Here is a 24815-nt window from a genome sequence, read left to right as displayed (position 1 = left end):
CAAGCGGTACATTCGAGGTGTCGATTGGAATTTGAAGCTCTGGACGCCTTCACGCACCATTCATATATTCACGATGTCGAATAGTCACCGATGCGATAGCCACGCAAGAAGAGGTCGACAGAGGCTTCGATGTACTCCATGCGGTCCCGACCGGTGCGTCCGGGTGCCAGCGAAAGCAACGCGCGCATCTGCTCGTTTCCGCGGACGAGCGCGAGAAATTGTTCTGCCCCGATCTGTATGTCGGGAACACGGAGCACCTTCTCCAGGACCAGCACGCTTAGTATTTCCGCGACTACATCGATGAGTTCTTGCGGACCGGTGGCATAGAAGGACTGTGAGATTTTACTTCGCTTTTTCGAGCCCTCGTACAATGCATGGATCTGAGCAATAGCGCTCGGATCGGCGATGCTCTCCATGAAGGCGACTGCGACACGCAGAAGCTGTTCGCGCGGAGGGAGGCCCTTCAGGATTTCCGGATCGATCCGGATCGAGTTGACAACCGGAGCGTTGACCGCTGCATAGAAAAGATCCTCTCGCGATGGGAAGTAGCTATATATCGTTACGCGAGTCGTGCTTGCGCGCTCCGCGATGCGGGCGAGGCTAGCTCCAGCTAAGCCCTTGCTAAAAAATTCTTCCTTAGCCGCCTCAATTATCGCCTCCCGCAACGCTGGATCGCGCGGCCGTCCCCTAGCGGACTTTACTGTCATTTGGCGTCCTCCTGATTCCGATTCTGGATTTTATTTACAAAACTGTAAAGTAAATATATAGCGACTGTGAGTGATACCCTTTCGCGACCACACAGCAAGCAGGCGCAGACAATGATTCCAATCCCTGGGGAAATACAAATTGGCTTGAGGTTCGCGATCACAGCCCTGATCGCGATCGCAGTGGCTGTCGCCCTCGGCATTCCGAACCCATATTGGGCCGCCATGCCTGTATGGGCGATGTCACAGCCGACACGAGGGCTTCTGCTGGAACGAGGTGTCTTCCGTCTCATCGGAAGCCTCATAGGTGCATTCGCAGGTTTCGCCCTGCTTTCCGCAGACCTTCCTTTCTGGCTAGCCCTTACGTGTTTCAGTGTGTGGATCCTAGCAATGACGGCGTGCATTCCCATGATGCGCGGTGTCCACGGATACGCTCCGCTGCTGGCCGCGATGACCGCTGCGATCATTGTGATTCCGGCGCTGCTTCACCCGGTCAATGCACTTGAACTTGCTCTCGCTCGAGTGAACTGCACGTTCATTGGGTTCGTCGTCGGCTTTGCTCTCGGCTTCTACCTCACACCAAGATCAGACGCTCAGGCATTCGAACGCTCGGTGCGGCAGATTGCTCTGGACGCCTTGATCTATGGCCGGGCGCTCCTTTCGGGGCAGACGACAGATCATAGGACCGAGCATCTGCTTCTAAAGGAACTCGCCGATGCTCAGATCAACGCGAGCATCGTAAGTGCGGGTTCCATCGGGGGCTATCGCCGCCGCCGAGATGTCCAGGCTCTGGCCTTCGCAGTCATCGACTTTCTCTCTGTAGTGCATTCGCACGTCAATCACCGGGGAATGGAGAGCGGGCTTGGACATGAATTTGCGCCACAGAGACTTGCTGGCATTCTTGATCTCCTGACGTTGATTATTGACGGAGGGATTGAGACTGACGTCGCCGCAGGGATGGCCGAAGCATATCACATCGACAAGTCCCTTGCTGAGACTATAGACCAGATAAGGGTCTGCGCATCCGCACTACTTCCCACGACCGACCGGGCGCGGCATCCTGATCACCGTCGGGACTTCGGGTATTTCTCGCCATTCAGAGACACCCGTCTCGCAGTTGAATCGGGCCTGGTGGCAGGCGTCGCGACCTTCGCGGCCGTGGGGCTTGCATCGACGACAGCGATCCCTGGTATCCACTGGGCGGTACTTGGTTTGAGCATCACGACGACGATGCTGATGACGCATCCTGCTCCGGACCGTGTCGGACCTGTCGTGCTGAAAGGCGTGCTGATTGGCATTGCGTTCGCGGTCGCCTATCGAGCCCTAATCCTGCCTCACGTCGTGACACCGCTCCACCTCATAGCATCTCTCGCGCCCTTCCTCCTCATCGGAGGTCTAGCAAGAGCCCGGAAGAAGACTGCGGCCTGGGCCTTCGATGCCAACCAGCTCTTCCTTCTGGCAAGCCACGCCTCACTGCCTTCCCTTCAGCCCGGAAGCGACATCCTCTGGGAGGCCGCCGCTTTAGCAATCGGAGTTGGAATACCCTGCGTGGCAATTGCGAAGCTACGGCTATTTACAAGACGACGGATAGACCGGCTGACCCGAGAGATCGGAATGCATCTGTCGCGTGCGGCCGGGGTCAACAGCGCGAAGGCACCAAACCTGCAGAGCCACTTCCGCCACCCGCTCGGCTTCAGCCTACTCAGGCATTCGCAGGAAGGACGAGATGACCCTTCCGAAGGCTATAGTTCGCTTGCAGCCTATCGCCTCCTCAGGTCAATTGAGCAACTTCGCCTCTACCGTGACTCCCCGGATTCATCATCGGAGATGTCAGACCTCGCCGCCAGCGCCCTATCCGAGGTACGAAAGATGCATCTCGATCCACTTGGCACCGCATCACGTCTCCTGGAACTGCAAACCGATATAGTCCAGCAGGCGGAGGCGAGGGCGATACGAGATGCTGCCTTCGCACTCAGGGAATGCCACCTGTTTTTCGCTAGCAAGAAGAGATAACAGAGCGGCTGGTCTCAGATACCGGCCCTTCTGTCGCAGTGTGCTGAAGAGTGTTTCCGTCTCGCGAAATTATGCTCCGATTAGCACGAAGATCATCGTGGCGGGCTTCGAACTCCGGTTTCTCCGGGCATGTCTCGTCGGGTATTGAACGACGATGTCATCTTGTTTTGGATCGACCAGCTTGTGGTATCGAGCTCAAGCGTGATCTCTGCGTCGAGCACGATGGCATAGTCGATGGTGAGCGTGGTTGTTCGCCTCGAAATGCTAGATGAAGGCAGGGAGACGTTCCGCATATTTCGCAGCGGCGAAGGCGGGGCGAAGCCAGGCCACGACGATGTCTGGAGGAAAACAACCTTCACAAGTCTGGTCCCTCCGGCCTCCAGCATGAGAGACATCTCTCTGGTCGCGGCATTGATTCCGTCTCAAGGGGACGGCGTTGCATGCTCATGTCACTGTGAAGCCATACTGCAGGGGCGACGCCTTGGTCGGCTCGACATGGATACGTGAACTTCCAGTCGTGCAATCGTGGAAGCTATCACGCGGCGCCTGGCGTCTCAATTGCGTCCTTGAAAGGATCGTACCTGCCAACACGCAGACCTCGTTGCAGCTAAAGGCACACGGGGCTTCCATCCAAACCCTTCCATCTTCAGTGACAACCAACAGCGCTCCCGCGCTGCTGTCACCTCGTAAGGAATTCTGCGACCATCCGGTTGAACTTCTGATGATGCTCCCATTGCGCCCAGTGTCCGCAGTTGTTGAACACGTGCAGCTCGGAATTGGGGATGCCTGCAACGAGGCGAAGGCCCACGTCGAGCGACACGAAGCGATCATTCCTTCCCCAGATGATCAGCGTTTCAGCTTTGATCTCATCGAGGCGATGACCTACGTCGGGAAATTGCTTCGGATTGGCAGCGGTGCTCTTCACGAAGTTCTCGAGATGGTCGCGGCGCGCCAGAATGTTGTTGAGACGCGCATGATAGAGCTCTTCCGTCAGCGCGGATGTGTCGTAGACGAAGACAGCCATCAACTTCTTAAGGTTCTCGATCGTCGGATCGCGATACAGCGCGCCGATGAGCTTGATGCCCTCCGTCGGCATAGGAACGAACGAACTCACGCCGCCAGTGCCGCCGCCCATCAGCACGAGCTTGCCGACGTTGGAGGGATTGGCGAGCGCGAAGGCCACGGCGCTGTGGCCGCCCATGGAGTTACCCACGATGTGGATCTTCTCGAGTCCGAGATGGTCGATCAATCCCTTGAGGATTCGGGCGTTGAGCTCGGAGCGCGATCCGGTCGACACTATGCTGTCGCTCTTGCTCCAACCGGGGGCGTCGACAAGGATGACACGAAAGCCCAGCCCCGCCAGCGAAGCGACGTTCCGGTTGAAGTTCGCCCAACCGCTCGCACCAGGCCCGGAGCCATGGAGTAGAGCTACTGTTGCGCCGCCGGTGCCCGGATCGCAGTCATTGTAGTGGATCTTCAGCTCGCCATCGCCTTCCTTCAGGGTGACGAAACGGCTTGTGGCGGACTCGGTGAATTCCTGGCTCATTGAGCTGGCTCCTTCGGTTTGTTCAAATGTAGGGAGACGGTGTGACGGGGTCATGCGCAGTGCGTCGCGCACACGTCTGCCGAGCCTCCCTCTCGACGCCCGACGGCTCTGCGTCGCTGGCTCCGACCTGTTAACAGGGCGCCGGATGCCTCCGCAAACATAATGCCTCTCCTGTTCACTAGGTGCACACACTTGGAGAGAATTCGCGCGCGTCCATGGATCTTGGGCTCCTGCGGATTCTATTGGGCACATAGTGCACCGGGGGGAGTTGCTGGTTGAACTTCGGCGTTCAGCATTTGTAAGACATTGCCACAGGGCACGCTGAGGGAGGGCACTGGCTGCCTGCCCCGCCCTTTGTCGATGTCCGTCTCATGTCGCGCTAGCGGCAACCGAACCACGCCGGGAGTCGGAGGCTGAAGGCCTCACGCGAACCGCCGGATAGGCATTGAACTCACAGGAGGAGCATATGACAAGACTGTCTGACAAGTACGATCCAGGCCCGCAAATCGCGCAATGCGGCGGCATAAACCTTGGGACGCCGGACCTGGAAAAATCCCTCTGGTTCTTCCGGGACACGCTCGGCATGGAGGAAGTTGAGCGCCGCGGAAACGTATCCTATCTCCGCTGCCATCAGGAACTCGGTCATCACTCCCTGGTCCTCACGGAACAGGCGGAGGCGATCGTCAACGCCTATTCGTTCCGCGTTCGTCGGCCACAGGATGTGGAACTGTTCGCGGAGGAGCTGAAGCGTCAGGAGATCGAGGTTCTCGAAGTCCCGGCTGAAACCGAAATCGGCCGCGGGACAGCCATCCGGTTCCTTCTGCCGGGCGGCGACCATCCGTTCGAACTCTATTACGACATCGACAAGCCGCTCGCGCCCGAGCACATGCGTTCCCGGCTTCCGTCGAATTCCTCGAAGCGCCGCGGCCTCGGGGTCCGCCGCATCGATCACTTCAATATCCAGACTTCGCCATCAACGATTAACCAGGCGGAGCAGTGGGTCCGGGCCAACCTGGGATTCAAGCGCCGTGAGTTCGCCTATCTACCGGAAAGCCCGGGGACGGTCATGGCATCCTGGATGTCCGTCACACCGCAAATGCACGATCTTGCGATCGTCGCCAACAGGCAGGACAAGAAGGCACAGCTCCATCACGTCGCCTTCAACCTCCAGGACTTCTCTGACGGCCTAGTCGCCGCCGACATCCTCAAGGATCTCGACGTGTCGTTCAGCGCGGGTCCGGGCAAGCACGGGATCGGGCAGGCAATGTACCTCTACGTACACGATCCGGCATCCGACCATCGCGTCGAACTATACGCGGGTGGCTATCTCATTTTCGACCCGGACTGGGAGCCGATCGAGTGGAAGAAGGAAGCGTTCCCCGACGGCCTCACCTGGTATGGAGATCCCATCGACACGAAACCGGGAAGCCGTGGACGGGATACGACTGGGTCTGCCGGGCTGCACCTGAAGTAACTTCAGGCGGCCGAATTGCCTGAGAACTATTTCGACCGCGGGGAGGGGGCTGGAAACGGCCCCCTTTTCAGCGCGGTGCGGTCAGGTATTCTTCAATCTTGGTTGCCGCTGCATGCAGCGGCGCGAGATACCGCTTCCGTGCCTCGGACAGCGAGAGTGCGGATCGAAGCATCACGATGTTGATGCATCCCGCCACGTTGCCCTCCTGCATCACCGGAACTGCGAGAGCAAGGATCCGCTGTTCGGTCGCCCACTCGCCATTATTGTAAGCATGTCCAGCTTCGCGATGCTGATCCAGCAGCTTCATGAGGGCCTGCCTGCCAGGGCCGTGAATCGGAGAATCGGGGAGGGCGGCGAGGCGGCCGACCAGATCCTCGCGCTCGTCGTCCTTGCAGAATGCCAGATAGGCACGCCCGGCTGCCGTCGTGACCAGAGGCAGTCTCCGGCGCACCGTCACCTTGTGGAACGATAGCGGCGAGAAGCGGTGAGTCGATTCCCGCACCCGCATGTCGATGCCATCGAGGGTGGCGAAATCCGATGGCCACACCACCTTTACCAGGAGCTCGCCGAGCACGGGGGACGCAACCTCCGAGATCCATTCCTCCTCCCGGAAGCCATCGCTCAGTCCCCGCACGTCATGCGTCAGCCGATAGCTGTCATCGGACGCTGAACGTCGAAGCACGCCTTCGTTCTGCAATGTCTCCAGGAGACGGCGCACCGTTGTCCGATGCAACCCGGTGGCCTGGGACAACTCGCGCACGCTTGCCCAGCCGCCTTCGGCCTGGTTGAGCGCGCGCAGAACCGACAGGCCGCGAGACAGCCCTTGCACCATCTTGTATGGGCTCTCGTCCATATTCTTCTGCTCCAACAAATCAGATGTGTGCACGCAGTGCACCGAATTGACATGAGAATTGTCAGTTTGGCAATGGCGTTTATAGATTGCCGCACACCGTGAGACGAGGAGGTCATCGGTTCGGTCTGGGAGGCCCGACGTTTCACAGCAGTTCATGAACATACGCAGCTTCGCCCGACAGCGGGCACGTCCGGTCGATCCGCATGCTTGTTCAGCGGCGCCCCCGGGGCATCGGAGGAATGATGACATCTGCAGATCTGATCGAGACCCTGGCGACCGAACTCAGGCAGGCCGAACAGGAACGCCAGCCCATCCCGGCGATCCGCGAACGCATGCCCGACGACTATGGAGAAACCGCTTATGCGATCCAGAAAGTCAACGTCGAATACTGGGAGGCGAATGGCCGCCGCGTGATCGGACGCAAGATCGGTCTCACGTCGAAGGCAGTGCAGACCCAGCTCGGCGTCGACCAGCCTGACTTCGGAACGATCTTCGCTGACACCGTCTACGGTGACGATGAGCTGATCCCTTTCGACCGCCTGCTGCAGCCTAAGGCCGAGGCCGAGGTCGCACTGGTCCTGAAGAAGGATCTTGCTGCCGAGGATCTCACCCTCGTCGAACTCATCCAGGCTGTCGATTTCGCACTTCCCGCCATCGAGGTCGTCGGCAGCCGCATCGCGGGCTGGAATATCCGCTTCAACGACACGGTCGCCGACAACGCATCCTCGAGCATGGTCGTCCTTGGCGGCGTGCCGACGCCACTGGCTGGTCTCGATCTCAAGCTAGCCAAGATGTCGATGAAGCGCGGCGACGAGGTCGTCTCCACGGGCGAAGGGGCTGCTTGCCTCGGGCATCCGCTGAACGCGGCTCTCTGGCTCGCCAGAAAGATGGCCAAGCTTGGCACTCCACTCGCGGCGGGCGATCTGGTCATGACCGGAGCGCTGGGCCCGATGGTCGCGGTCAATCCAGGAGACCGCTTCGAGGCGTCGATCGAAGGGCTCGGCGTCGTCCGCGCCACGTTCGGCAAGGAAGACAACTAGTCCGCCAGCCGGAACCAACAGCAAGTGGGAAAGAACGCCGTCCGGTGACGTGACTGCGAACGGACCGCCGCGCCTGCAATTCTGCGGGACGCGATGGTGAACGGAGGATCGAAGACATGACAAAGGTGAAATGCGCCATCATCGGCTCGGGCAACATTGGCTCCGACCTGATGATCAAGGTGATGCGCACGTCGAAAAATATCGAGATGGGCGCCATGGTCGGTATCGATCCGGCTTCGGACGGCCTCGCGCGGGCACAGCGGCTTGGCGTGCCCGTGACGCACGAAGGCATCGAAGGCCTGCTCCGCATGCCCGAATACAAGGACATCCAGGTGGTGTTCGACGCGACCTCGGCGAAGGCTCATGTATCGAACAACGCGCTCCTTCAGAAGGACGGTAAGAAGGTCATCGATCTGACCCCGGCGGCCATCGGGCCATTCACCATCCCAAGCATCAACGGTCATGCGAATCTGAACGAACCGAATGTTAATATGGTCACCTGCGGCGGCCAAGCGACGATCCCAATGGTCTATGCGGTCAAGCGCGCCTCCGACCGGGTCGTGTACGGCGAGATTGTTGCGTCAATCTCGTCGCTGTCCGCCGGGCCAGGCACGCGCGCCAACATCGACGAATTCACGGAAACCACCTCGAAGGCGATCGAGACCTTGGGCGGTGCCGAACGCGGCAAGGCGATCATCATCCTCAACCCCGCCGAACCTCCAGTCATCATGCGTGACACGGTCTTCGTGCTGTCGCAGGGGGGAGATCGAAACGCGATCGAGGCATCGATCCTCGACATGGTGAAGACGGTCCAGGGCTACGTCCCGGGCTATCGCCTGAAGCAGAAGGTCCAGTTCGAGGTCATTGGCGACAATGCTCCCGTGATGGTTCCGGGAATCGGTCCGGTCTCAGGTCTCAAGACGACGGTCTTCCTCGAGGTCGAAGGTGCTGCCCATTACCTTCCGGCCTACGCAGGAAACCTCGACATCATGACATCCGCAGCGCTCATGACGGCCGACCACTGGGCCGCCGAGACCCTCTCGAAGGAGGTCGCATAATGGCCCGCGAAACCCCGACCAAGCTCTACGTCCAGGATGTCACGCTTCGCGACGGCATGCATTCGATCCGTCACCAGTACACGATCGAGAAGGCCCAGGGCATCGCACGGGCTCTCGATGCCGCCAAGGTCGACGCCATCGAGATTACCCACGGCGATGGTCTTTCGGGATCCACGTTTAACTACGGCTTCGGTCTCCACAGCGACATCGAATGGATCGCTGCCGTGAGCGAGGTCTGCACGCATTCGGTAGTGACGGTCCTTCTTATTCCCGGCATCGGAACGGTGCATGACCTCAAGGAAGCCTATGTCGCGGGAGCGAGATCCGTGCGCATCGCCACGCATTGCACCGAAGCCGACGTGTCCCGCCAGCACATCGAGGCCGCCCGCGCACTGGGCATGGACACCGTCGGGTTCTTGATGATGTCGCACATGGCGGAGCCGGAGAAGCTCGTCGAACAGGGCAAGCTGATGGAGAGCTATGGCGCGGAATGCGTCTATGTCACAGACTCGGCGGGTGCCCTTCTACCGGAGCAGTACACGCTGCGCGTCAAGGCGCTTCGTGACGCGCTCCAACCGGAAACCGAGATCGGTGTACACACCCATCACAACCTCACCATGGGGGTGGCGAACGCCGTCGCCGGGATCGAGGCCGGAGCCGTCCGGGTGGACGCCTCCCTGGCTGGCATGGGGGCAGGGGCCGGAAACGCACCTCTGGAAGCGCTGATCGCAGTGCTCAACCGCAAGGGCGTCGAGACCGGCTGCGATCTCTACAGGCTGATGGATGCGGCAGACGATCTGGTCCGCCCACTGCAGGACCGCCCGGTCCGGGTTGACCGCGAGAGCCTGTCGCTTGGATACGCCGGAGTCTATTCGAGCTTCCTGCGACATGCCGAGAACGCGTCACGCCAATACGGCGTGGATACCCGCGAGATACTCATCGAACTGGGCCGCCGCCGGATGGTCGGAGGCCAGGAGGACATGATCGTCGACGTCGCGCTCGACCTCGCGGCGAGGACCGCACAACAGGTGTAGCGTCAAGGTTTTGCCGGACGGCGGAAATCCGTCTGGCACTTCATTCGGGAGGAATACGAATGATTCAGGAAAAACGTCCGGGCTCGCCCGCCAAGGTCGCGTTGGCGAGCTTCATCGGAACGAGTGTGGAATACTATGACTTCTTCATCTACGGGACAGCCGCCGCGCTCGTCTTCCCCAAGATCTTCTTCCCCGACGCGTCGCCTCTCATGGGGACGCTGCTCGCATTCGCGACATTCGGAGTGGGCTTCTTCGCGCGCCCCGTCGGTGGCGTGGTGTTCGGCCATTTTGGCGACCGCACAGGCCGGAAGAAGATGCTGGTCATATCGTTGGTCGGGATGGGGCTTTCGACCGTCCTGATGGGACTGCTCCCATCGTATGCCTCTATAGGGATTGCCGCCCCGGTCCTCCTGACCTTGCTCCGGCTGATACAGGGCTTCTGTGTCGGGGGCGAATGGGGTGGAGCCGTGCTGATGGCGGTCGAGCACGCGCCAAAGGGAAAGAAGGGCTTCTTCGGAGCGTTTCCGCAGATGGGTGCGCCAGCGGGCACCGGCCTTGCCACCTTCGCTTTCATGCTCGTGGCGGGTATGCCCGACGAACAGTTCTATAGCTGGGGATGGCGGCTTCCGTTCCTCGTCAGCGCTCTTCTCGTGCTGGTCGGTCTGATCATCCGCATGAAGGTCGACGAGAGCCCCGCCTTCGAGAAGGTCAGGCAGCACAAGCAGGCCGTGAAGATCCCGGCGATCAAGGCGCTCCGGACGCATCCGCGGGAGATCCTGCTCGTCGCCGGCATCTACCTCAGCCAGGGTGTCTTCGCCTACATCTCCATGTCCTACTTCGTCTCATACGGCACCAGCGTCATGAAGATCCCGCGTGGCGAAGCCCTCGAAGCCGTGCTGGCGGCAGCCGTCGTCGCAACCGTGCTCTATCCGGCCTTCGGCGCGTTGTCCGACCGGATCGGACGCAAGACGACCTACATGATCGGCGCTGCAGCAATGGCGCTCTCGATCGGGCCAGCATTGTGGCTGATCAACACGGGCGACGCACTCTACTTCACCTTCGCCCTCGTGCTGGTCTTCGGACTTGCAATGTCCCCCGCCGGAGGTGCAACGGGATCTCTGTTCTCGATGATCTTCAGTCCTCAAGTCCGCTATTCGGGCACCTCGATCGGCTACACGCTGTCGCAGATCCTGGGATCGGCGTTCGCTCCACTGATAGCCAGCGCCCTCTACGCTTCATACCAATCGACCCTGCCGCTGTTCGTTTACATGCTCGGCGTGTCGATCATCTCGATCGTCGCCCTCATGCTCGTTCCCGGGCCATGGGGCAGGAGGAAGGCCGCCCTGCAGGACGCCGCCTCCAACCATCCGTCCAAGTCTTCGAGTCAGGCCGCCGTGAAATCCGGCCAGCTCGGGCACGTGAAAGCTTAGGATACCAACAGATGACACAGCGTGAATTTGACACCGATGTTCTTGTTGTCGGCACGGGGCCGATGGGCGCGACCACTGCGCTGGCTCTCGCGAAATATGGAGTCCGCGTCCATGCGATCAGCAGGTGGAACTGGCTGGCCAACACGCCGCGGGCGCACATCACGAACCAGCGAACGGTTGAAGTACTACGGAGCCTGGGGATCGAGGAAGAGCTCAAGCAGCAGGCCACCGCCTGGGACAAGATGGGCGACACCCTGTTCACCACGAGCTTCGCCGGTCCCGAGATCGCCAGACTTCAGACATGGGGCACGGGTGACCTCCGCTTTGGCGACTACATCGAGGCAAGTCCGTGTCCTATGCTCGATGTACCGCAACCCGTCATGGAGCCGATCCTCGTCAATGCGGCCGCCCGCAGCGGCGCTCAGATGTCGTTCAACACTGAATATCTTAGTCACGAGCAGGACGAGGGTGGCGTGACCGTCCGGCTTCGCAATCACATTTCCGGGCAGGACTACGAGCAGCGGGTGCGCTTCCTCGTCGGTGCCGACGGTGCAAGATCCCAAGTTGCTGCCGATATCGGACTGCCGTTCGAAGGAGTTCTCGCGCGAGCTGGCACGCTCTATGTCCAGTTTAAGGCCGACCTCTCGAAATATGTCGCTCATCGGCCGAGCATCCTCCACTGGATCGTCAATCCGGAAGCAGGCTTCGGCGAGATCGGAATGGGACTTCTGCGTGCGGTCAAGCCGTGGACCGAGTGGATCGCCGGATGGGGCTTCGACATGTCCAAGGGCGACCCGGACACCAGCAGGGAGAACGCTCTCGAGAAGATTCGGAGCCTCGTCGGCGATCCTGGCCTCGAATGCGAAATCCTGTCGATCTCGCCCTGGTACGTGAACCAGCAGTACGCGCTCGAATACTCCCGTGGTCGGGTCTTCTGCGGCGGCGATGCCGTCCATCGTCACCCGCCGTCGAGCGGGCTGGGTCTGAACACGTCGGTCCAGGACGGCTTCAATCTCGCCTGGAAGCTCGCCTACGTCATCAAGGGATATGCGAGCCTCGACCACCTTTCGTCCTACGGTGACGAGCGCGCACCTGTCGGCCGCCAGATCGTGGAACGCGCCAACCAGTCCCGCCTCGACTACGCGCCGATGAGGACGGCTTTCTATGGCAAACCGTCGGGCTTTTCCGGGACGCTCGAGCACTTTCTCGAAGGCTTCTTCGCGGCCGACGAGCAAGGGGTGGAGACGCGTCGAAAGATGGCCGAAGCGCTCGAGCTGAAGAACTACGAGTTTAACGCCGAAGGAACCGAGATGAATCAGCGGTATGAATCCGATGGCATCATTGGGGAGACCGAGCCGGAAACCTGGTCGAGGGACAGGCAGCTCTATCACCAGCCGAGCTCGCGCCCGGGAGCCAAGATCCCGCATGCCTGGCTTGTCGGTCCGGACGGCAGGCGCATCTCGACGCTCGACGTCATTGGGCACGGCTGCTTCACTCTCGTGACCGGGATCGCAGGATTTGCCTGGGAGCAGGCCGTCGCGTCCCTCGACCTTCCGTTCCTGCGCTGCGTGCGGATAGGGATCGGCCGATATACCGATCCATATTTCTACTGGGCCCGCCTGAGGGAGATCGACGAAGGCGGCGCGCTGCTCGTTCGCCCGGACGGCGTGATTGCATGGAGACGAAAGGAAGCGGTTTCGATCCAGCGCGATGCGGAGACCCAGCTCGCCGACGCACTGGATGCCGTGCTTGGTCGGGCGAAATTTAAGATGACAGACGACGCACGCTCATCAGGCGCGGCGGCTTAACAACCGGGCCGGAGGAGGCCCCTTAGGAGGAGAAGATGATGACGATAACAAAATCACTGCTATCCGCTGGAATCCTGCTTGGATCCACGGCAATTGCCCATGCGGATGTTTCCGTCTGCGCACTGCTGTCGATCACCGGGCCTGCATCCGCTCTCGGGGCACCGCAGCAGTCCTCCGTGCAGTTCCTGCCGAAGGAGATCGACGGCAAGGCTGTGAAGTACATCGTCCTCGACGATGCGACTGACCCCGGCGCTGCCACGCAGAATGCGCGCAAGTGCCTTGCCGAGCAGAAGGCCGACGTTCTCATTGGCGGAGCGGCCACTCCCGTGGCCGCGGCACTGGCTGCCGTGGCGGCCGAGACGGGGACCCCGTTTCTCGCGATCGGCCCGGTGGGCACCAAGGACGAGCAGTTCAAATGGACCTTCGTGGTGCCGCAGCCAGTCAGTCTCATGGCGAAGGCGATCGTCGAGCACATGAAGACGCGTGGCGTAAAGACCGTGGGCTTCATCGGCTACAGCGACGCCTACGGTGACCTCTGGCTCAATGCCATCAGCCCGTTGCTCAAGGCAGCGGGGATCACGGTCGGGCCAGTCGAGCGGTTCGCCCGCAACGACACCAGCGTTGCGGCCCAGGCACTCAAGGTCGCTTCCGCGAGACCGGACGCTGTGCTCGTCGTCGCCTCCGGTGCTCCTGCTGCCGGTCCCAACCTGGCGCTTGCCGACCGCGGTTATGGGGGAGCGATCTATCACACCCACGGATCAGCCAGCCCGGCCTTCCTGAAGGTAGGAGGAGCCGCGGCCAACGGCACTCTTCTTCCGGTCGGTCCGATCGTTGTGGCTTCCCAGCTCGATGATTCCAATTCCGCCAAGGCACCCGCCCTGAAGTACACGACCCAGTACGAGGCGGCCTTCGGCGCAGGATCAGTCTCTCCGTTCGGGGGATATCTGATCGACTCGGGCCTCATCATCGCGGCAGCGGCATCGACCGCCCTGAAATCCGGCTCCGAACCGGGAACGCCCGAGTTCCGGGCCGCGCTCAGGACAGCGATCGAGAACCTCAACGGCGTGCCGGGTGTCCACGGTAGCTACAGCGGTTCCGCAAAAATCCACGACCTCTCCAGCAGCGACGCCAGCCGCGTGATGGCTGTCGTGCAGAACGGTGCCTGGAAAATTGCCAAGTAGGGCGCGGCTGGCGGGAGGCCGATCAACTCTCCCGCCATCTCTACACCTGCATTCTGATGCCCTCTGACCAGGGTGAGAAACCCGGTCGTCCGGAGACGAGATGGACTTCGATATTGCCCTTTTCCTGATACAGGATGGACTGATCAGCGGCGCGATCTATGCCTTGGTCGGCGTGGCGCTGGTGCTGATCTTCACCTTGACCCGTGTCATTGCCGTGTTCCTCGGCGAATTCGTCGCCTACGGTGCGCTGACGTTCATCGCACTTCAGGCAGACCAAACGCCCCAGGTCATCTGGCTAACGCTTCTTTCGGGCGTCGTCGCCGGAGCGATTGGCTGCTATCGCCGGCGAAACCATCTCGGACGTGCGACAGCGCTGCGGCTCATCCTGGTCTATTTTGCGTACCCGGCGTTGCTTGCGCTCTGTACGTTCTGGCTGGCACCTCTGCCGCTGCCACTAGCCGTGGATATATGTCTGACATTTCTGATCGTCGTGCCGCTGACCAGTTATCTCTACACGATCGTCTTCCAGCCAGTAGCCAACTCCAGCGTGCTGGTGTTGCTGATCATTTCCATGGGCGTCCACATGGCGCTTCTCGGGCTCGGACTTGTGTTTTTCGGGGCGGATGGTCTCCGCGCGCCACCGCTTGCCGTCGGCGCGGCAAGCCTTGGGTCGCTGCGAATCAGTGCGCAGCAGACCACGATCCTGGGGGTCGCGCTGCTTGTTATGTTCTTGTTGCGGATGTTCTTTGGAAAGACGTTCCGGGGAACCGCGCTGCGAGCCACGGCAGTCAATCGCCTGGGAGCGCAGCTTGTTGGGATACCTCCCGCACTTGCAGGCCAGATGGCCTTCATCCTCGCGGGTTTTATCGGAGCACTCTGCGGGATCCTGATCGGTCCAATCACAACGATCTACTACGACACCGGCTTCACGATCGCACTCAAGGGATTTGTCGCGGCCGTTATCGGTGCACTCGCAAGTTTCCCTGTTACAGCGTTGGCTGCAGTTGGCGTCGGAATTCTGGAGTCCTTCGCATCGTTCACGGCAAGCCAGTACAAGGAAGTGATCACGTTCGGGCTCATCGTCCCGGCCTTATTGCTTCGGTCGCTGCTCACCGCAGAAGAGGATCACGATCAATGACCCCCACTTCTCGTTTGGCCGCGCTGCTGCTTACAGCCGCCACGTTATTTGTTCCGGCCCTGGCCTCTTCAGAATCCATCGTCGTGCTGGCGTGCTATGTCGGCATGGCCTCGTTGGTCGCCATCGGTCTCGTCGTTCTGACGGGGGTCGGTGGAATGACGTCCTTCGGCCAGGCCGCCCTGATGGGAGTAGGATCGTATACGACTGCGGTCCTCTGCCTGACCTATGGCTGGTCGGCTTGGACTGCCTTGCCCGTAGCACTCGTGCTGAGCGGGCTGGTCTCACTCGTATTGGGGCTAATGACAATCAGGCTGTCAGGACACTTCCTGCCACTCGGAACCATCGCGTGGGGACTCGCCATCTACTATTTCTTCGGCGCGTCTTCCATGCTGGGGGGCTATGGAGGCCTATCGGGAATCCCACCGCTCTCGATCGGATCGCTGTCGCTGGTCGAACCCAGGCACTTCTACCCAGTCATTTGGATTGCGGTCGCACTCGTTGTCATCCTTACTCTCAATCTCCTCGACTCTCGCCCGGGAAGGGTGATCCGATCCCTGAGGACCGGAAGAACGGGTATTGAGGCATTCGGCGCAAGTACAGCCCGCCTCAAGCTCTTCATCTTCGTCTACGCGGGTGTTCTCGCGGGGCTGTCAGGCTGGCTCTATGCGCTGTTCCAGCGCGCCGTCAGCTCTTCGCCCTTCGGCCTCAATGCAGGGATCGAGTATCTGCTCATGGCCGTCATCGGCGGCGCCGGCAACGTGTTCGGTGCGATCTTCGGTGCGGCAGTGGTGATCGTCGTGCGAAACTATCTCCAAGACTTGATGCCGCTGATCTTCGGCAGCACCGGGAACTATCACATAATTGTCTTTGGCATGATCCTGGTCGTCCTCCTGATACGTTCGCCCGATGGCGTGTGGCCATTCGTTATAGGCCGGCTATCTCGGTTTTTTCCGAAGGTTCACCGGGCAATCACGTCGGCCGCCGCTCTTGGCGTTTCCACGAAGCCGATAAGCGAGGGGACTCTTTTAAAGGTTCGCGCGTTGGAGAAGCGATATGGCGGATTGATCGCGGTGAACAAGATCGACTTCGATGTCGAGGCTGGAAGCATTGTCGGGCTGATTGGGCCGAATGGCGCGGGCAAGAGCACGACATTCAACCTGATCACCGGAATCGCGCGTCCGACCAGCGGTCGGGTCGAATTCCTCGGCCAGGACATTGGAGATCTCAGCTCCCGCGCCATCGCATCCAGGCGCATCGCCCGCACCTTTCAGCACGTGAAGCTGGTCGATGACATGTCCGTCCTGGAGAACGTTGCAGTTGGCGCACATCTTCGCAGCTCGGCGGGGCCGCTTCGCAGCATGCTGCGGCTCAATGGACAGGAGGAGGCAAAGATCAGGAATGAAGCGATGAACGCCCTCGTACGGGTCGGCCTGGCCGAGACCGCGCATCAGCCGACGGGCTCGCTTGCCCTTGGCCAGATGCGTGTCGTGGAGATTGCACGAGCACTATGCATGGACCCGGTTCTGCTGCTGCTCGACGAACCTGCCGCAGGTCTTCGGCACCAGGAGAAACAGTCGCTGCGCAACTTGCTTCGCTCGCTGGCAGATGAGGGGGTTACGATCTTGATTGTCGAACATGACATGCAGTTCGTGATGGAACTGACCGACCATCTCATCGTGCTGAATTTCGGTACAAAGCTCTCAGAGGGCCGTCCTGAAGTAATCCGAAGCGATCCGGCCGTCCTGGCCGCCTATCTGGGGGTAGAGGAATGAGCACAACCCCTTTGGCATTGCAGGTCGAAAATGCCACCGTCCGATATGGTCTGGTGCCCGCAGTCACGGATGTTTCCCTCGTGCTGGCCAAGGGGCAGATAACCACGATCATCGGAGCAAACGGCGCGGGTAAGTCGACGCTCCTGAACGCCATCACAGGAGTTCTAAACCTCGAAGGTAAGGCCAGTCTTTTCGGGCAGCCACTAGACAAGTATCCGGTCGAAGAGCGTGTGGGGAAGGGGCTGGTGCTGATCCCCGAGCGTCGGGAACTCTTTTCTAGCATGACGGTCGAAGAGAACCTTCTGTTAGGTGGCTACACGCAGCGGGGTCGTTCCGCATCTACCATCGAAGGGATTTACGCCGACTTCCCGAGATTGAAGGAGCGACGCAAGCAGGGAGCCGGAACGCTCTCTGGGGGAGAGCGGCAGATGCTAGCCATGGGTCGCGCACTGATGTCCCACCCAAAGGTACTGCTACTGGACGAACCCAGTCTGGGCCTCGCACCGCTCATTGTCCGCGAGATCCTCAACATTGTCGTGAGGCTCAAGGAAGCCGGCGTCTCGATCCTCCTGGTGGAGCAGAACGCTCGGGCAGCCCTCAAAATCGCTGATACTGCTTACGTCATGGAGAATGGGCGGTTCATCCTTGAAGGAACAGGCGCGGAAGTCTCAGCAAACCCTCGGATCGAAGCGATTTATATGGGTGGGCACTAGCAGAGACGCGCTCGCGCGCGGCACGTCCGGCGCACGCTCGAAGCGCCAGATTTTTTAATGATGGAAGGCTACCGTACGAAATTAAACCCTCGCCTCGATCCGGAGATAGGATCCTGTGCATTCGCCTGGTGGCTGCGTGCAATTGATTGCAAGGCCGTGTCCCACCAGCAGTATAGACAGCCCAGTGCGACGTTCACAGGCGCTAAGCCCCGCCGGCGGAGTCGAGCCACCCGCTGTTGCGATCCTTTTCCTACGATTGGTTCTCCCGCCTCGGCCCTGTACTTTTTCTCAGGACAATCTCTAGGTCGATTTGCTGAAAAAGTGGTGCAGTTTGCGCGTCACCCTGTTCAATCAGATAGAGAAGTCGCTCGACAGCGAGACCAGCGAGTTCTTTGGGGTCGTAACCTACAGTCGTTAAGGGTGTCGCCGCGTAGGCAGAAAATTCGATATTATCGAAACCGATCACGGAGAGATCTTCGGGCACGGCAAGGCCATGCATTCGACACCAATCCAGCACCCCGAACGCAAATGCATCATTGGAAGCGAAGATGGCGGTGGGCTGGTCCTTGGCAGCCATGAGTTCGTCCATAGCCTCCCGGCCAAGATTTGGCGAGTAACCAGATTTCTTGATAATCAAGGCCTCGTCGCTTGCAATGCCAGCCTGAGCCAATGCGTCGAGATAACCTTGAAGCTTTTGCGCATTTCCCATCCAATGGCCACTGTCAATAATGCCAATTCTTGTGTGGCCGAGTTGAATAAGATGAATTGTCGCGTCACGGGCACCCTGCCGTTCCTTTACGCTGACAACATCAAGCGTAGCGCCAGGCGCAGAAGCGAGAAGTACGGTAGGCAGATGGAAATTGTTTAATCGCTCGATATGGGCCAGTCGGTGATGGTCCGCTGGAAAGATAAGGATTCCATCCACCCGCCGTCCCTGAAGCGCATCAAGCGCTTGAATCTCATTCTCTACGTTATTATCCGATGTCGCAAAGAGCGTCGAGTATCCCCTTTTCGAAAGCATTGTTTCAATTGCCTGGGCAGTATGAGTGAGGATCGGATTTGTGATGTTGGTCAGCACAAGTCCAATGCTCCGCGACTGTCGCTGAACGAGGGATTTGGCGATTTCGTTTGGCTGGTAATTCACCTTCGCTGCAGCTTCCTCAATCAGTTGCCGTGTCTCATCCGTCACGAGCGGACTACCGCGCAAAGCAAGAGATACAGTGTTCGTCGAGAATCCTGTTGAGGCCGCGATGTCTTTGAGGCGAGGGCGAGGTCGGTTCATGAGCATACTCTTGGCATCGTCAATAAAGGTAATGGCCAACACTGTAACGGCGTAGCCTGTCAAGCACCGCCCCTAAAGCCAGCGGAATAAATTGTTACTACCTGCTTGACACAGCGGTACGCAACAAATAATAACGTTAACATACGAATATTAACGATAATAATATCCGTATCGCACGTCACATGCGGCTTGGGAGAGGGAATTCTGGCCGTCGACGCCTTCGTGCCTGAGAAAATTCGCGATCAATTCGGTTCTGGGAGGAGCCTGCTATGAATCGTACCCTTACGTCTGCAGCATTCATCGCTTCAATCATCACGACAGTATCGCTCTCTGCCACCAGTGGCAGCGCCGAGGATCTGCCGGCTGACGTTGTCATTGCCTGGGTCACGGCCGGCGAGAAGCCTCAGGTTGACGTTCTAAGTGCCGCATTCGCGGCGGCGGGCGGCAAATGGCAAAGCGTGGCCATCGCAGGCTCCACCGGGCCGGTGAAAACAACGATCAACCGCATCCTTGCCGGCGATCCTCCAAGCGCTGCGCAGTTTTCGACATCGCAGGATCACTTTGACCTGGTCGACAAAGGCATGCTTGCCAATATCGATGACGTCTCGGAGGCGAACCATTGGCGGGACGTCATGCCTCAGCCGATCCTGGATGCAATGGCTCGGGACGGGCGCACCTATTTGGTCCCGGTTGCCGTCCATACGCCAAATTTCCTGTGGTACAACAAGAAGGTCCTTGCCGAAGTCGGCGCAACTGTGCCGAAGACGATGGGCGACGATTTTTTTGCGGCAATGGACAAGGTGAAGGCTGCGGGAAAAATTCCGTTCGCGCTTTCGGGAACAACCTCGCAATTGCGTTTCCTCTTCGATGCTTTTTTGATCGACGCGATCGGGACGGAACAATGGAACGCGCTTTGGCAGAAAAAAGATGAAAGCGTCATTCGCGGAGATGGCGTCAAAACCGCCCTCGAGCGCTTCAAACGTGTCAGAGATTATGCCGACGCAGGCTACTCCGGACGCACGTGGAACCCGACGCTTGACCTGCTGATTTCTGGCCAAGCAGCCTTCGACGTACTCGGAGATTGGGCGATCGGGACCTTCAACGCGGCGGGCCTGAAGCTCGATACGGATTACGGATGCGTCCTGGCGGGCAATGCGATGATCATCCACGCCGATTACTTTGCGTTCCCCAAGCAGACGGATCCGAAGAGGACGGCTGGCCAGAAACTGTTGGCGAAGGTGCTTGTCGAGCCGGACACGCAGCAGAAATTTTCGATGATCAAGGGATCCATCCCGCCTCGTAAGGACGTGGATATCTCTCCGTTTAATGGCTGTGCGAAGGCCTCCTACGCAGCCTTCAACGATCCCAAGAGGGTCGTCGGGAACGACAGAACGTTTCTTACCCCTCCAGCCGTCGGAGACGTGATGGATATGCTCATCGAGTTCATGGACACGCCAGAGATGACGGCATCCCAAGCTCAGGAGCGCTTCGCAGACATCGTTCTCAACGATTGACAGGCACGTTTGCCGACCGTTTCGTACACTTTTCTCAGGAGGAGCCGCGCGTGTCCCGTAGTCTTGCGCCCAAACTGACAATGGCACCTGTTATCGCACTGGTACTGATCGTCTTCGTCGGAGGCCTGCTATGGACGGTTGCGGTTTCCTTCACTGCCTCCAAGAGCGTGCCGGATTGGGAATTCGTTGGGATGGCCAATTGGATGAAGCTCTTCGGCAACGCCCGCTGGATCATCTCCTATAAGAACATGCTAGTTTTTGGGATTGTTTATATAGGTGGATGCCTGTTTCTCGGCTACATCCTTGCCATTCTGATCGATGAGCGCGTCCGCTTCGAGTCGCTTTTCAGAACGGTGTTCCTGTTCCCGCATGCGCTGTCCTTCATTGTCACCGGTTCTGTCTGGCAATGGTATCTCAATCCGCAGCTTGGGCTCCAAAAGTTTGTCCAGGATCTTGGCTGGACGGGATTTGAGTTCAGTATCATCGCCAGCCGGTCTTTTGCACTTTACGCTGTAATCCTTGCAGCTATCTGGCACGGGACCGGGATCGTGATGGTTCTCCTTCTCGCCGGATTGCGGGGAGTGGATGAAGATATCTGGAAGGCGACACGCGTCGATGGGATACCGCGTTGGAGGACCTACCTCAGTGTAGTTCTTCCCATGCTCGGCCCTTCGGTTGCGACCAGTGTCGTACTTCTGGGAGCTGGCGTCGTTAAGAATTACGATCTAGTGATCGCCATGACCGGCGGTGGCCCGGGGACTGCCACCGAGGTGCCGGCGAAGTTCGTCATGGAGAACCTTTTCGAACGCTCCAATATAGGGCTCGCAGCGTCCGGCGCGACGATGATGCTGATCACGGTTGTCTGTATTGCCGCCCCCTACCTCTATTGGCAGTCGTGGCAGCGCCGGCGCGGCAAGGGAGTTGACGCATGACCGCCTCCCGAACTTCATCCACTCAAATCACACGAAAGCCTGCCTTTCCGATTCATCGCGTCGGGATATACGCCTTCCTTTTCATGTCGGCGCTTTTCTTTCTAATTCCGATCTACCTGATGGTAGCAACCTCGCTCAAGGGCATGCCGGAAATCCGGGCGGGCAACGGCCTTTCCTGGCCCATCGCGCCATCGTTCGCTGCGTGGATTGCGGCCTGGTCAACAGCGTGCACCGGCTCCGTATGCGAGGGCATCAGCGCCGGCTTCTGGAACTCGGTCAAGATCACCATTCCGGCTGTCATCCTGTCGTGCTCCGTCGGCGCGATCACAGGCTATACCCTGAGCTTCTGGCGATTTCCGGGAATGAACCTGATTTTCGGCATCCTCGTCGTTGCGATCTTCATCCCTTATCAGGTTTTCATTTTTCCCATGGTCAGCATCTTTGCCAGCCTGGGCCTCTACGGCAACATCGTCGGCGTCATCCTCATTCACGTGATTTTCGGGATGCCGATCACGACACTGATGTTCCGCAACTATTATGCCAGCCTGCCGCCCGAACTGATAAAGGCGGCGCGGGTCGATGGTGCGGGCTATTTTCGGATCTTCTTCCAGATCATCCTGCCGCTCTCGCCACCCATCATCATCGTGGCGGTCATTTGGCAGGCGACGGGTGTCTGGAATGATTACCTCTTTGGACTGGTCTTTGCCGGAATGCAAAATCAACCGATGACCGTTCAGCTCAACAACATCCTCCAGTCGCAAATGGGCGCGCGCGAATACAACATGGAGATGGCGGCCACGTTGCTGACCGCACTCGTCCCTCTTTCTATCTACCTGCTTTCTGGAAAGTGGTTTGTCCGCGGCATCGTAGGCGGCGCAGTCAAAGGCTAATTCATGAACAACGTAGTTATAGCAGAAAGCCAGGCGGCAAGCGTCGAAATCCGTGATCTCACCGTCGCGTTCGGTAGCCTGAACGTCATTGAGAAACTGAATTTGCGGATCGACAGTGGCGAATTCATCGTCCTGCTTGGGCCCTCGGGATGCGGCAAATCGACTTTGCTGAATACGATTGCCGGTCTGCAGGACGCATTTCGCGGCGACGTCATCATGAATGGTTGCAACGTCACGGGTTTGGAGCCGAAGGACCGCGGGATTGCGATGGTATTCCAGTCCTACGCGCTCTATCCCACCATGACGGTGGAAAAGAACCTTTCCTTTGGATTGCGCGTCGCTCGTATGCCCAAGAAGGAGATAACCCGCCGCGTCAGCCGAGCGGCGGAAATTCTCGAATTGACCCCTCTTCTCAAGCGCAAGCCAAGTGCCCTTTCCGGTGGCCAGCGGCAGCGCGTCGCAATCGGCCGGGCACTGGTCCGTGAAGTGGATATTTTCCTGTTCGATGAGCCACTTTCCAATCTCGATGCTCAATTGCGTGCGGAGTTGCGAGTTGAAATCAAAAGGTTGCACCAAAGGCTTGGCAACACGATGATCTACGTGACGCATGATCAGGTCGAAGCTCTCACGCTTGCGGACCGCATCGCTGTCATGAAGGGGGGCGCCATTCAGCAGCTGGCCCACCCCGAGGTCATCTACAACCAACCCGCCAACATGTTTGTTGCCAAGTTCATTGGGTCGCCATCGATGAACTTTCTGGCTGGAACTGTGGTCGAGGGCAGTCTTCGAACTCAGGGAGCCGACATTTTTCTGCCTCAGGGCTCGGCGCTTCGAGGCGATGTTACGCTCGGCATTCGGCCGGAAAACATTGCCGTCGGCGAAGACGCCCAGCAGAAAAACGTGACCTGGAACGGGCTGGTCGAACTGCGTGAACCGCTCGGTGGTGAAGCGCTCCTGTGGTGTTTCTTCGGACAGCAGAGAGTGTGCATCCGCGTGCGGGCAAATCAGCCCGTCAAGGCCGGCGACGAAATTCCCGCCGGCTTCAACCTCGCTGATGCATCATTCTTCGATTCCACGACGGGCGACAGGATTTGATGATCGCCACGTCTTCGTACAAAACCAAGGAGAATACAATGATCAAAGGTTTGACAGGCATTGGCCATGCGGCCATTCGCGTCAAGGATATCGATGTTTCGCTCGACTTCTATTGCAACAAGCTCGGCTTCCAGGAGATGTTGCGGCTTCACCGCGACAACGGCGATCTCTGGCTGGTCTATTTGCGGATCAATGACCTGCAATATCTTGAAGTTTTTCCCTATGCCGTCGGCGACGCGGCACCACCGCGCGAAGCGATCGGCCTCAACCATATCTGCATCACCGTCGACAATGTCGACGAGGTCGTGCGCCAGCTTGCGGAACAGAATATCCCGCTCATCCAGCCACTAGTCAGCGGAGCCGACGGAAACCGGCAGGCCTGGATCGCCGATCCGGATGGCAATCGGTACGAGTTGATGCAGATGAACGCCGACTGCATGCAATATGAGGCGATCAAGCGTCTCAAAGAGACAAACGCCGCCTGAATTCATTTCCGTCATAAATACGAAGGCTAGATCACCATGACCAACCCTGTTTCCGTTCAGCTTTATTCCTTGCGAGGCCTTGGCAGTCTCGATAACATTCTCGATGCCGTTGTGACGGCCGGCTATAAGGCCGTCGAGCTCACACAAAACCATGTCGAGGATGCGGAAGTGACCAAGGCGAAGCTTGAGGCCCGTGGGCTGATAGCTTCCGGCGCCCATATTGGCCTTGCGGCCCTTCGTCAGAAGCAGCCGTGGGTGCTTGAGGGATCTAAGCTGCTCGGCCTCCATCACGTCTTCATGCCGGCCCATTCGGTCGAGGAACGTGTGGGCAACGCCAGCGATTGGGCATCGCGGGGACGCGAACTTGGACTTCTGGCACGCTGGATGCGCAGTCAGGGCGTGAGACTGGGATATCACAATCATGATTGGGAGTTCAGACCGCTCGCGGATGGCAGCTTGCCGATCACGCATATCTTCGAAAATGCGGGTGACTCGCTATTCCTGGAGCTTGACATCGCCTGGGCCGTGAGAGCCGGCGCAAGCCCATCGACATGGCTCAAGCGATACTCGGACCGTCTCCTCGCCGTGCATGTGAAGGATGTGGTTCCCGAGGGGCAGAAAGCGGACGAAGGCGGATGGGCCGATGTGGGATCCGGCATCATTGACTGGGAACGCTTCAAGGACGAGGCTCTCAAAGCAGGTGCGCAGTGGCTCGTTGTCGAGCATGACAACTCAAAAGATCCCGCAGCGTCTATCAAGGCGAGTCTCGGTTATCTCAAAACTCTCGAATCTGCCTGACGATATCGATCGATCAGCAGCGCGTACCTCCGTCGGCTTTTCAACCACGGCCTTT

Annotated in this window: 21 protein-coding genes; 17 read left to right on the top strand and 4 right to left on the bottom strand. The window is 59.1% G+C overall.

Annotated elements, in window-relative coordinates; translation table 11 throughout:
• Positions 1-68: 68 nt before the first annotated feature.
• Positions 69-707, bottom strand: a complete 639-nt coding sequence (locus ADU59_RS00605; protein ID WP_068950705.1) for a TetR/AcrR family transcriptional regulator — start codon at positions 705-707, stop codon at positions 69-71.
• 144 nt (positions 708-851) lie between these two features.
• Between ADU59_RS00605 and ADU59_RS00600 the strand changes: the two genes are divergently transcribed.
• Positions 852-2717 (top strand): FUSC family protein, encoded by a 1866-nt coding sequence (locus ADU59_RS00600; RefSeq protein ID WP_158515687.1) that lies wholly within the window; start codon positions 852-854, stop codon positions 2715-2717.
• Positions 2718-3396: 679 nt separating this feature from the next.
• Here ADU59_RS00600 and ADU59_RS00595 read toward each other — a convergent pair.
• A complete protein-coding gene (locus ADU59_RS00595; protein ID WP_068950702.1) occupies positions 3397-4263 on the bottom strand; it encodes an alpha/beta fold hydrolase in 867 nt (288 codons plus the stop codon).
• Between the two features lie 466 nt (positions 4264-4729).
• On the opposite strand from ADU59_RS00595, the gene ADU59_RS00590 reads away from it, so the two are divergent.
• A complete protein-coding gene (locus ADU59_RS00590; protein ID WP_068950700.1) occupies positions 4730-5737 on the top strand; it encodes a VOC family protein in 1008 nt (335 codons plus the stop codon).
• Between the two features lie 67 nt (positions 5738-5804).
• Here ADU59_RS00590 and ADU59_RS00585 read toward each other — a convergent pair whose 3' ends face one another.
• Positions 5805-6590 carry a DNA-binding transcriptional regulator gene (locus ADU59_RS00585; protein WP_068950698.1) on the bottom strand — a complete coding sequence of 262 codons (786 nt, stop codon included), beginning with the start codon at positions 6588-6590 and terminating at the stop codon, positions 5805-5807.
• 239 nt (positions 6591-6829) lie between these two features.
• On the opposite strand from ADU59_RS00585, the gene mhpD reads away from it, so the two are divergent.
• From mhpD to ADU59_RS00540, 9 genes are all read left to right on the top strand, one after another.
• On the top strand, positions 6830-7630 hold the full coding sequence (gene mhpD, locus ADU59_RS00580; protein ID WP_162843339.1) for a 2-keto-4-pentenoate hydratase: 801 nt from the start codon (positions 6830-6832) through the stop codon (positions 7628-7630).
• A gap of 116 nt (positions 7631-7746) precedes the next feature.
• On the top strand, positions 7747-8688 hold the full coding sequence (locus ADU59_RS00575) for an acetaldehyde dehydrogenase (acetylating) (RefSeq protein WP_068950694.1): 942 nt from the start codon (positions 7747-7749) through the stop codon (positions 8686-8688).
• Positions 8688-9722 carry a 4-hydroxy-2-oxovalerate aldolase gene (gene dmpG / locus ADU59_RS00570; RefSeq protein WP_068950692.1) on the top strand — a complete coding sequence of 345 codons (1035 nt, stop codon included), beginning with the start codon at positions 8688-8690 and terminating at the stop codon, positions 9720-9722. Before ADU59_RS00575 ends, dmpG begins: the two co-directional genes overlap by 1 nt.
• Before the next feature lie 59 nt (positions 9723-9781).
• Complete coding sequence (locus ADU59_RS00565) at positions 9782-11152, top strand: MFS transporter (protein ID WP_068950690.1); 1371 nt, start codon at positions 9782-9784, stop codon at positions 11150-11152.
• A gap of 11 nt (positions 11153-11163) precedes the next feature.
• Positions 11164-12960, top strand: coding sequence for an FAD-dependent oxidoreductase (locus tag ADU59_RS00560; RefSeq protein ID WP_068950688.1), 1797 nt, complete (start codon positions 11164-11166; stop codon positions 12958-12960).
• Between the two features lie 35 nt (positions 12961-12995).
• Positions 12996-14141 carry an ABC transporter substrate-binding protein gene (locus ADU59_RS00555; protein WP_244506322.1) on the top strand — a complete coding sequence of 382 codons (1146 nt, stop codon included), beginning with the start codon at positions 12996-12998 and terminating at the stop codon, positions 14139-14141.
• Between the two features lie 100 nt (positions 14142-14241).
• Positions 14242-15279 carry a branched-chain amino acid ABC transporter permease gene (locus ADU59_RS00550; RefSeq protein WP_068950686.1) on the top strand — a complete coding sequence of 346 codons (1038 nt, stop codon included), beginning with the start codon at positions 14242-14244 and terminating at the stop codon, positions 15277-15279.
• A complete protein-coding gene (locus tag ADU59_RS00545) occupies positions 15276-17051 on the top strand; it encodes a branched-chain amino acid ABC transporter ATP-binding protein/permease (RefSeq protein WP_083198063.1) in 1776 nt (591 codons plus the stop codon). Before ADU59_RS00550 ends, ADU59_RS00545 begins: the two co-directional genes overlap by 4 nt.
• The gene (locus ADU59_RS00540; protein ID WP_068950683.1) at positions 17048-17764 is read left to right on the top strand and encodes an ABC transporter ATP-binding protein; all 717 of its coding nucleotides are present in this window, start codon (positions 17048-17050) and stop codon (positions 17762-17764) included. Before ADU59_RS00545 ends, ADU59_RS00540 begins: the two co-directional genes overlap by 4 nt.
• 250 nt (positions 17765-18014) lie before the next feature.
• On the opposite strand, the gene ADU59_RS00535 is transcribed toward ADU59_RS00540, so the two are convergent.
• Positions 18015-19109 (bottom strand): LacI family DNA-binding transcriptional regulator, encoded by a 1095-nt coding sequence (locus ADU59_RS00535; RefSeq protein WP_244506321.1) that lies wholly within the window; start codon positions 19107-19109, stop codon positions 18015-18017.
• Positions 19110-19315: 206 nt separating this feature from the next.
• Between ADU59_RS00535 and ADU59_RS00530 the strand changes: the two genes are divergently transcribed.
• The 6 genes from ADU59_RS00530 (at position 19316) to ADU59_RS00505 (ending at position 24760) form a co-directional block, all read left to right on the top strand.
• On the top strand, positions 19316-20560 hold the full coding sequence (locus ADU59_RS00530) for an ABC transporter substrate-binding protein (RefSeq protein WP_068950681.1): 1245 nt from the start codon (positions 19316-19318) through the stop codon (positions 20558-20560).
• A gap of 50 nt (positions 20561-20610) precedes the next feature.
• The gene (locus ADU59_RS00525; protein WP_083198069.1) at positions 20611-21492 is read left to right on the top strand and encodes a carbohydrate ABC transporter permease; all 882 of its coding nucleotides are present in this window, start codon (positions 20611-20613) and stop codon (positions 21490-21492) included.
• Positions 21489-22382: a carbohydrate ABC transporter permease gene (locus ADU59_RS00520; RefSeq protein ID WP_068950678.1), complete on the top strand. Its 894-nt coding sequence runs from the start codon at positions 21489-21491 to the stop codon at positions 22380-22382. Before ADU59_RS00525 ends, ADU59_RS00520 begins: the two co-directional genes overlap by 4 nt.
• Before the next feature lie 3 nt (positions 22383-22385).
• A complete protein-coding gene (locus ADU59_RS00515; protein WP_068950676.1) occupies positions 22386-23477 on the top strand; it encodes an ABC transporter ATP-binding protein in 1092 nt (363 codons plus the stop codon).
• A 38-nt stretch (positions 23478-23515) separates the two neighbouring features.
• The gene (locus tag ADU59_RS00510) at positions 23516-23962 is read left to right on the top strand and encodes a VOC family protein (protein WP_068950674.1); all 447 of its coding nucleotides are present in this window, start codon (positions 23516-23518) and stop codon (positions 23960-23962) included.
• A 111-nt stretch (positions 23963-24073) separates the two neighbouring features.
• The gene (locus ADU59_RS00505) at positions 24074-24760 is read left to right on the top strand and encodes a sugar phosphate isomerase/epimerase family protein (RefSeq protein ID WP_158515685.1); all 687 of its coding nucleotides are present in this window, start codon (positions 24074-24076) and stop codon (positions 24758-24760) included.
• Positions 24761-24815: the final 55 nt, after the last annotated feature.

It is taken from the genome of Pararhizobium polonicum (assembly GCF_001687365.1).
Lineage (GTDB): Bacteria > Pseudomonadota > Alphaproteobacteria > Rhizobiales > Rhizobiaceae > Pararhizobium > Pararhizobium polonicum.
The sequence above is the reverse complement of the archived record's forward strand: the minus strand, read 5'-3'. Positions and strand labels throughout refer to the sequence as shown.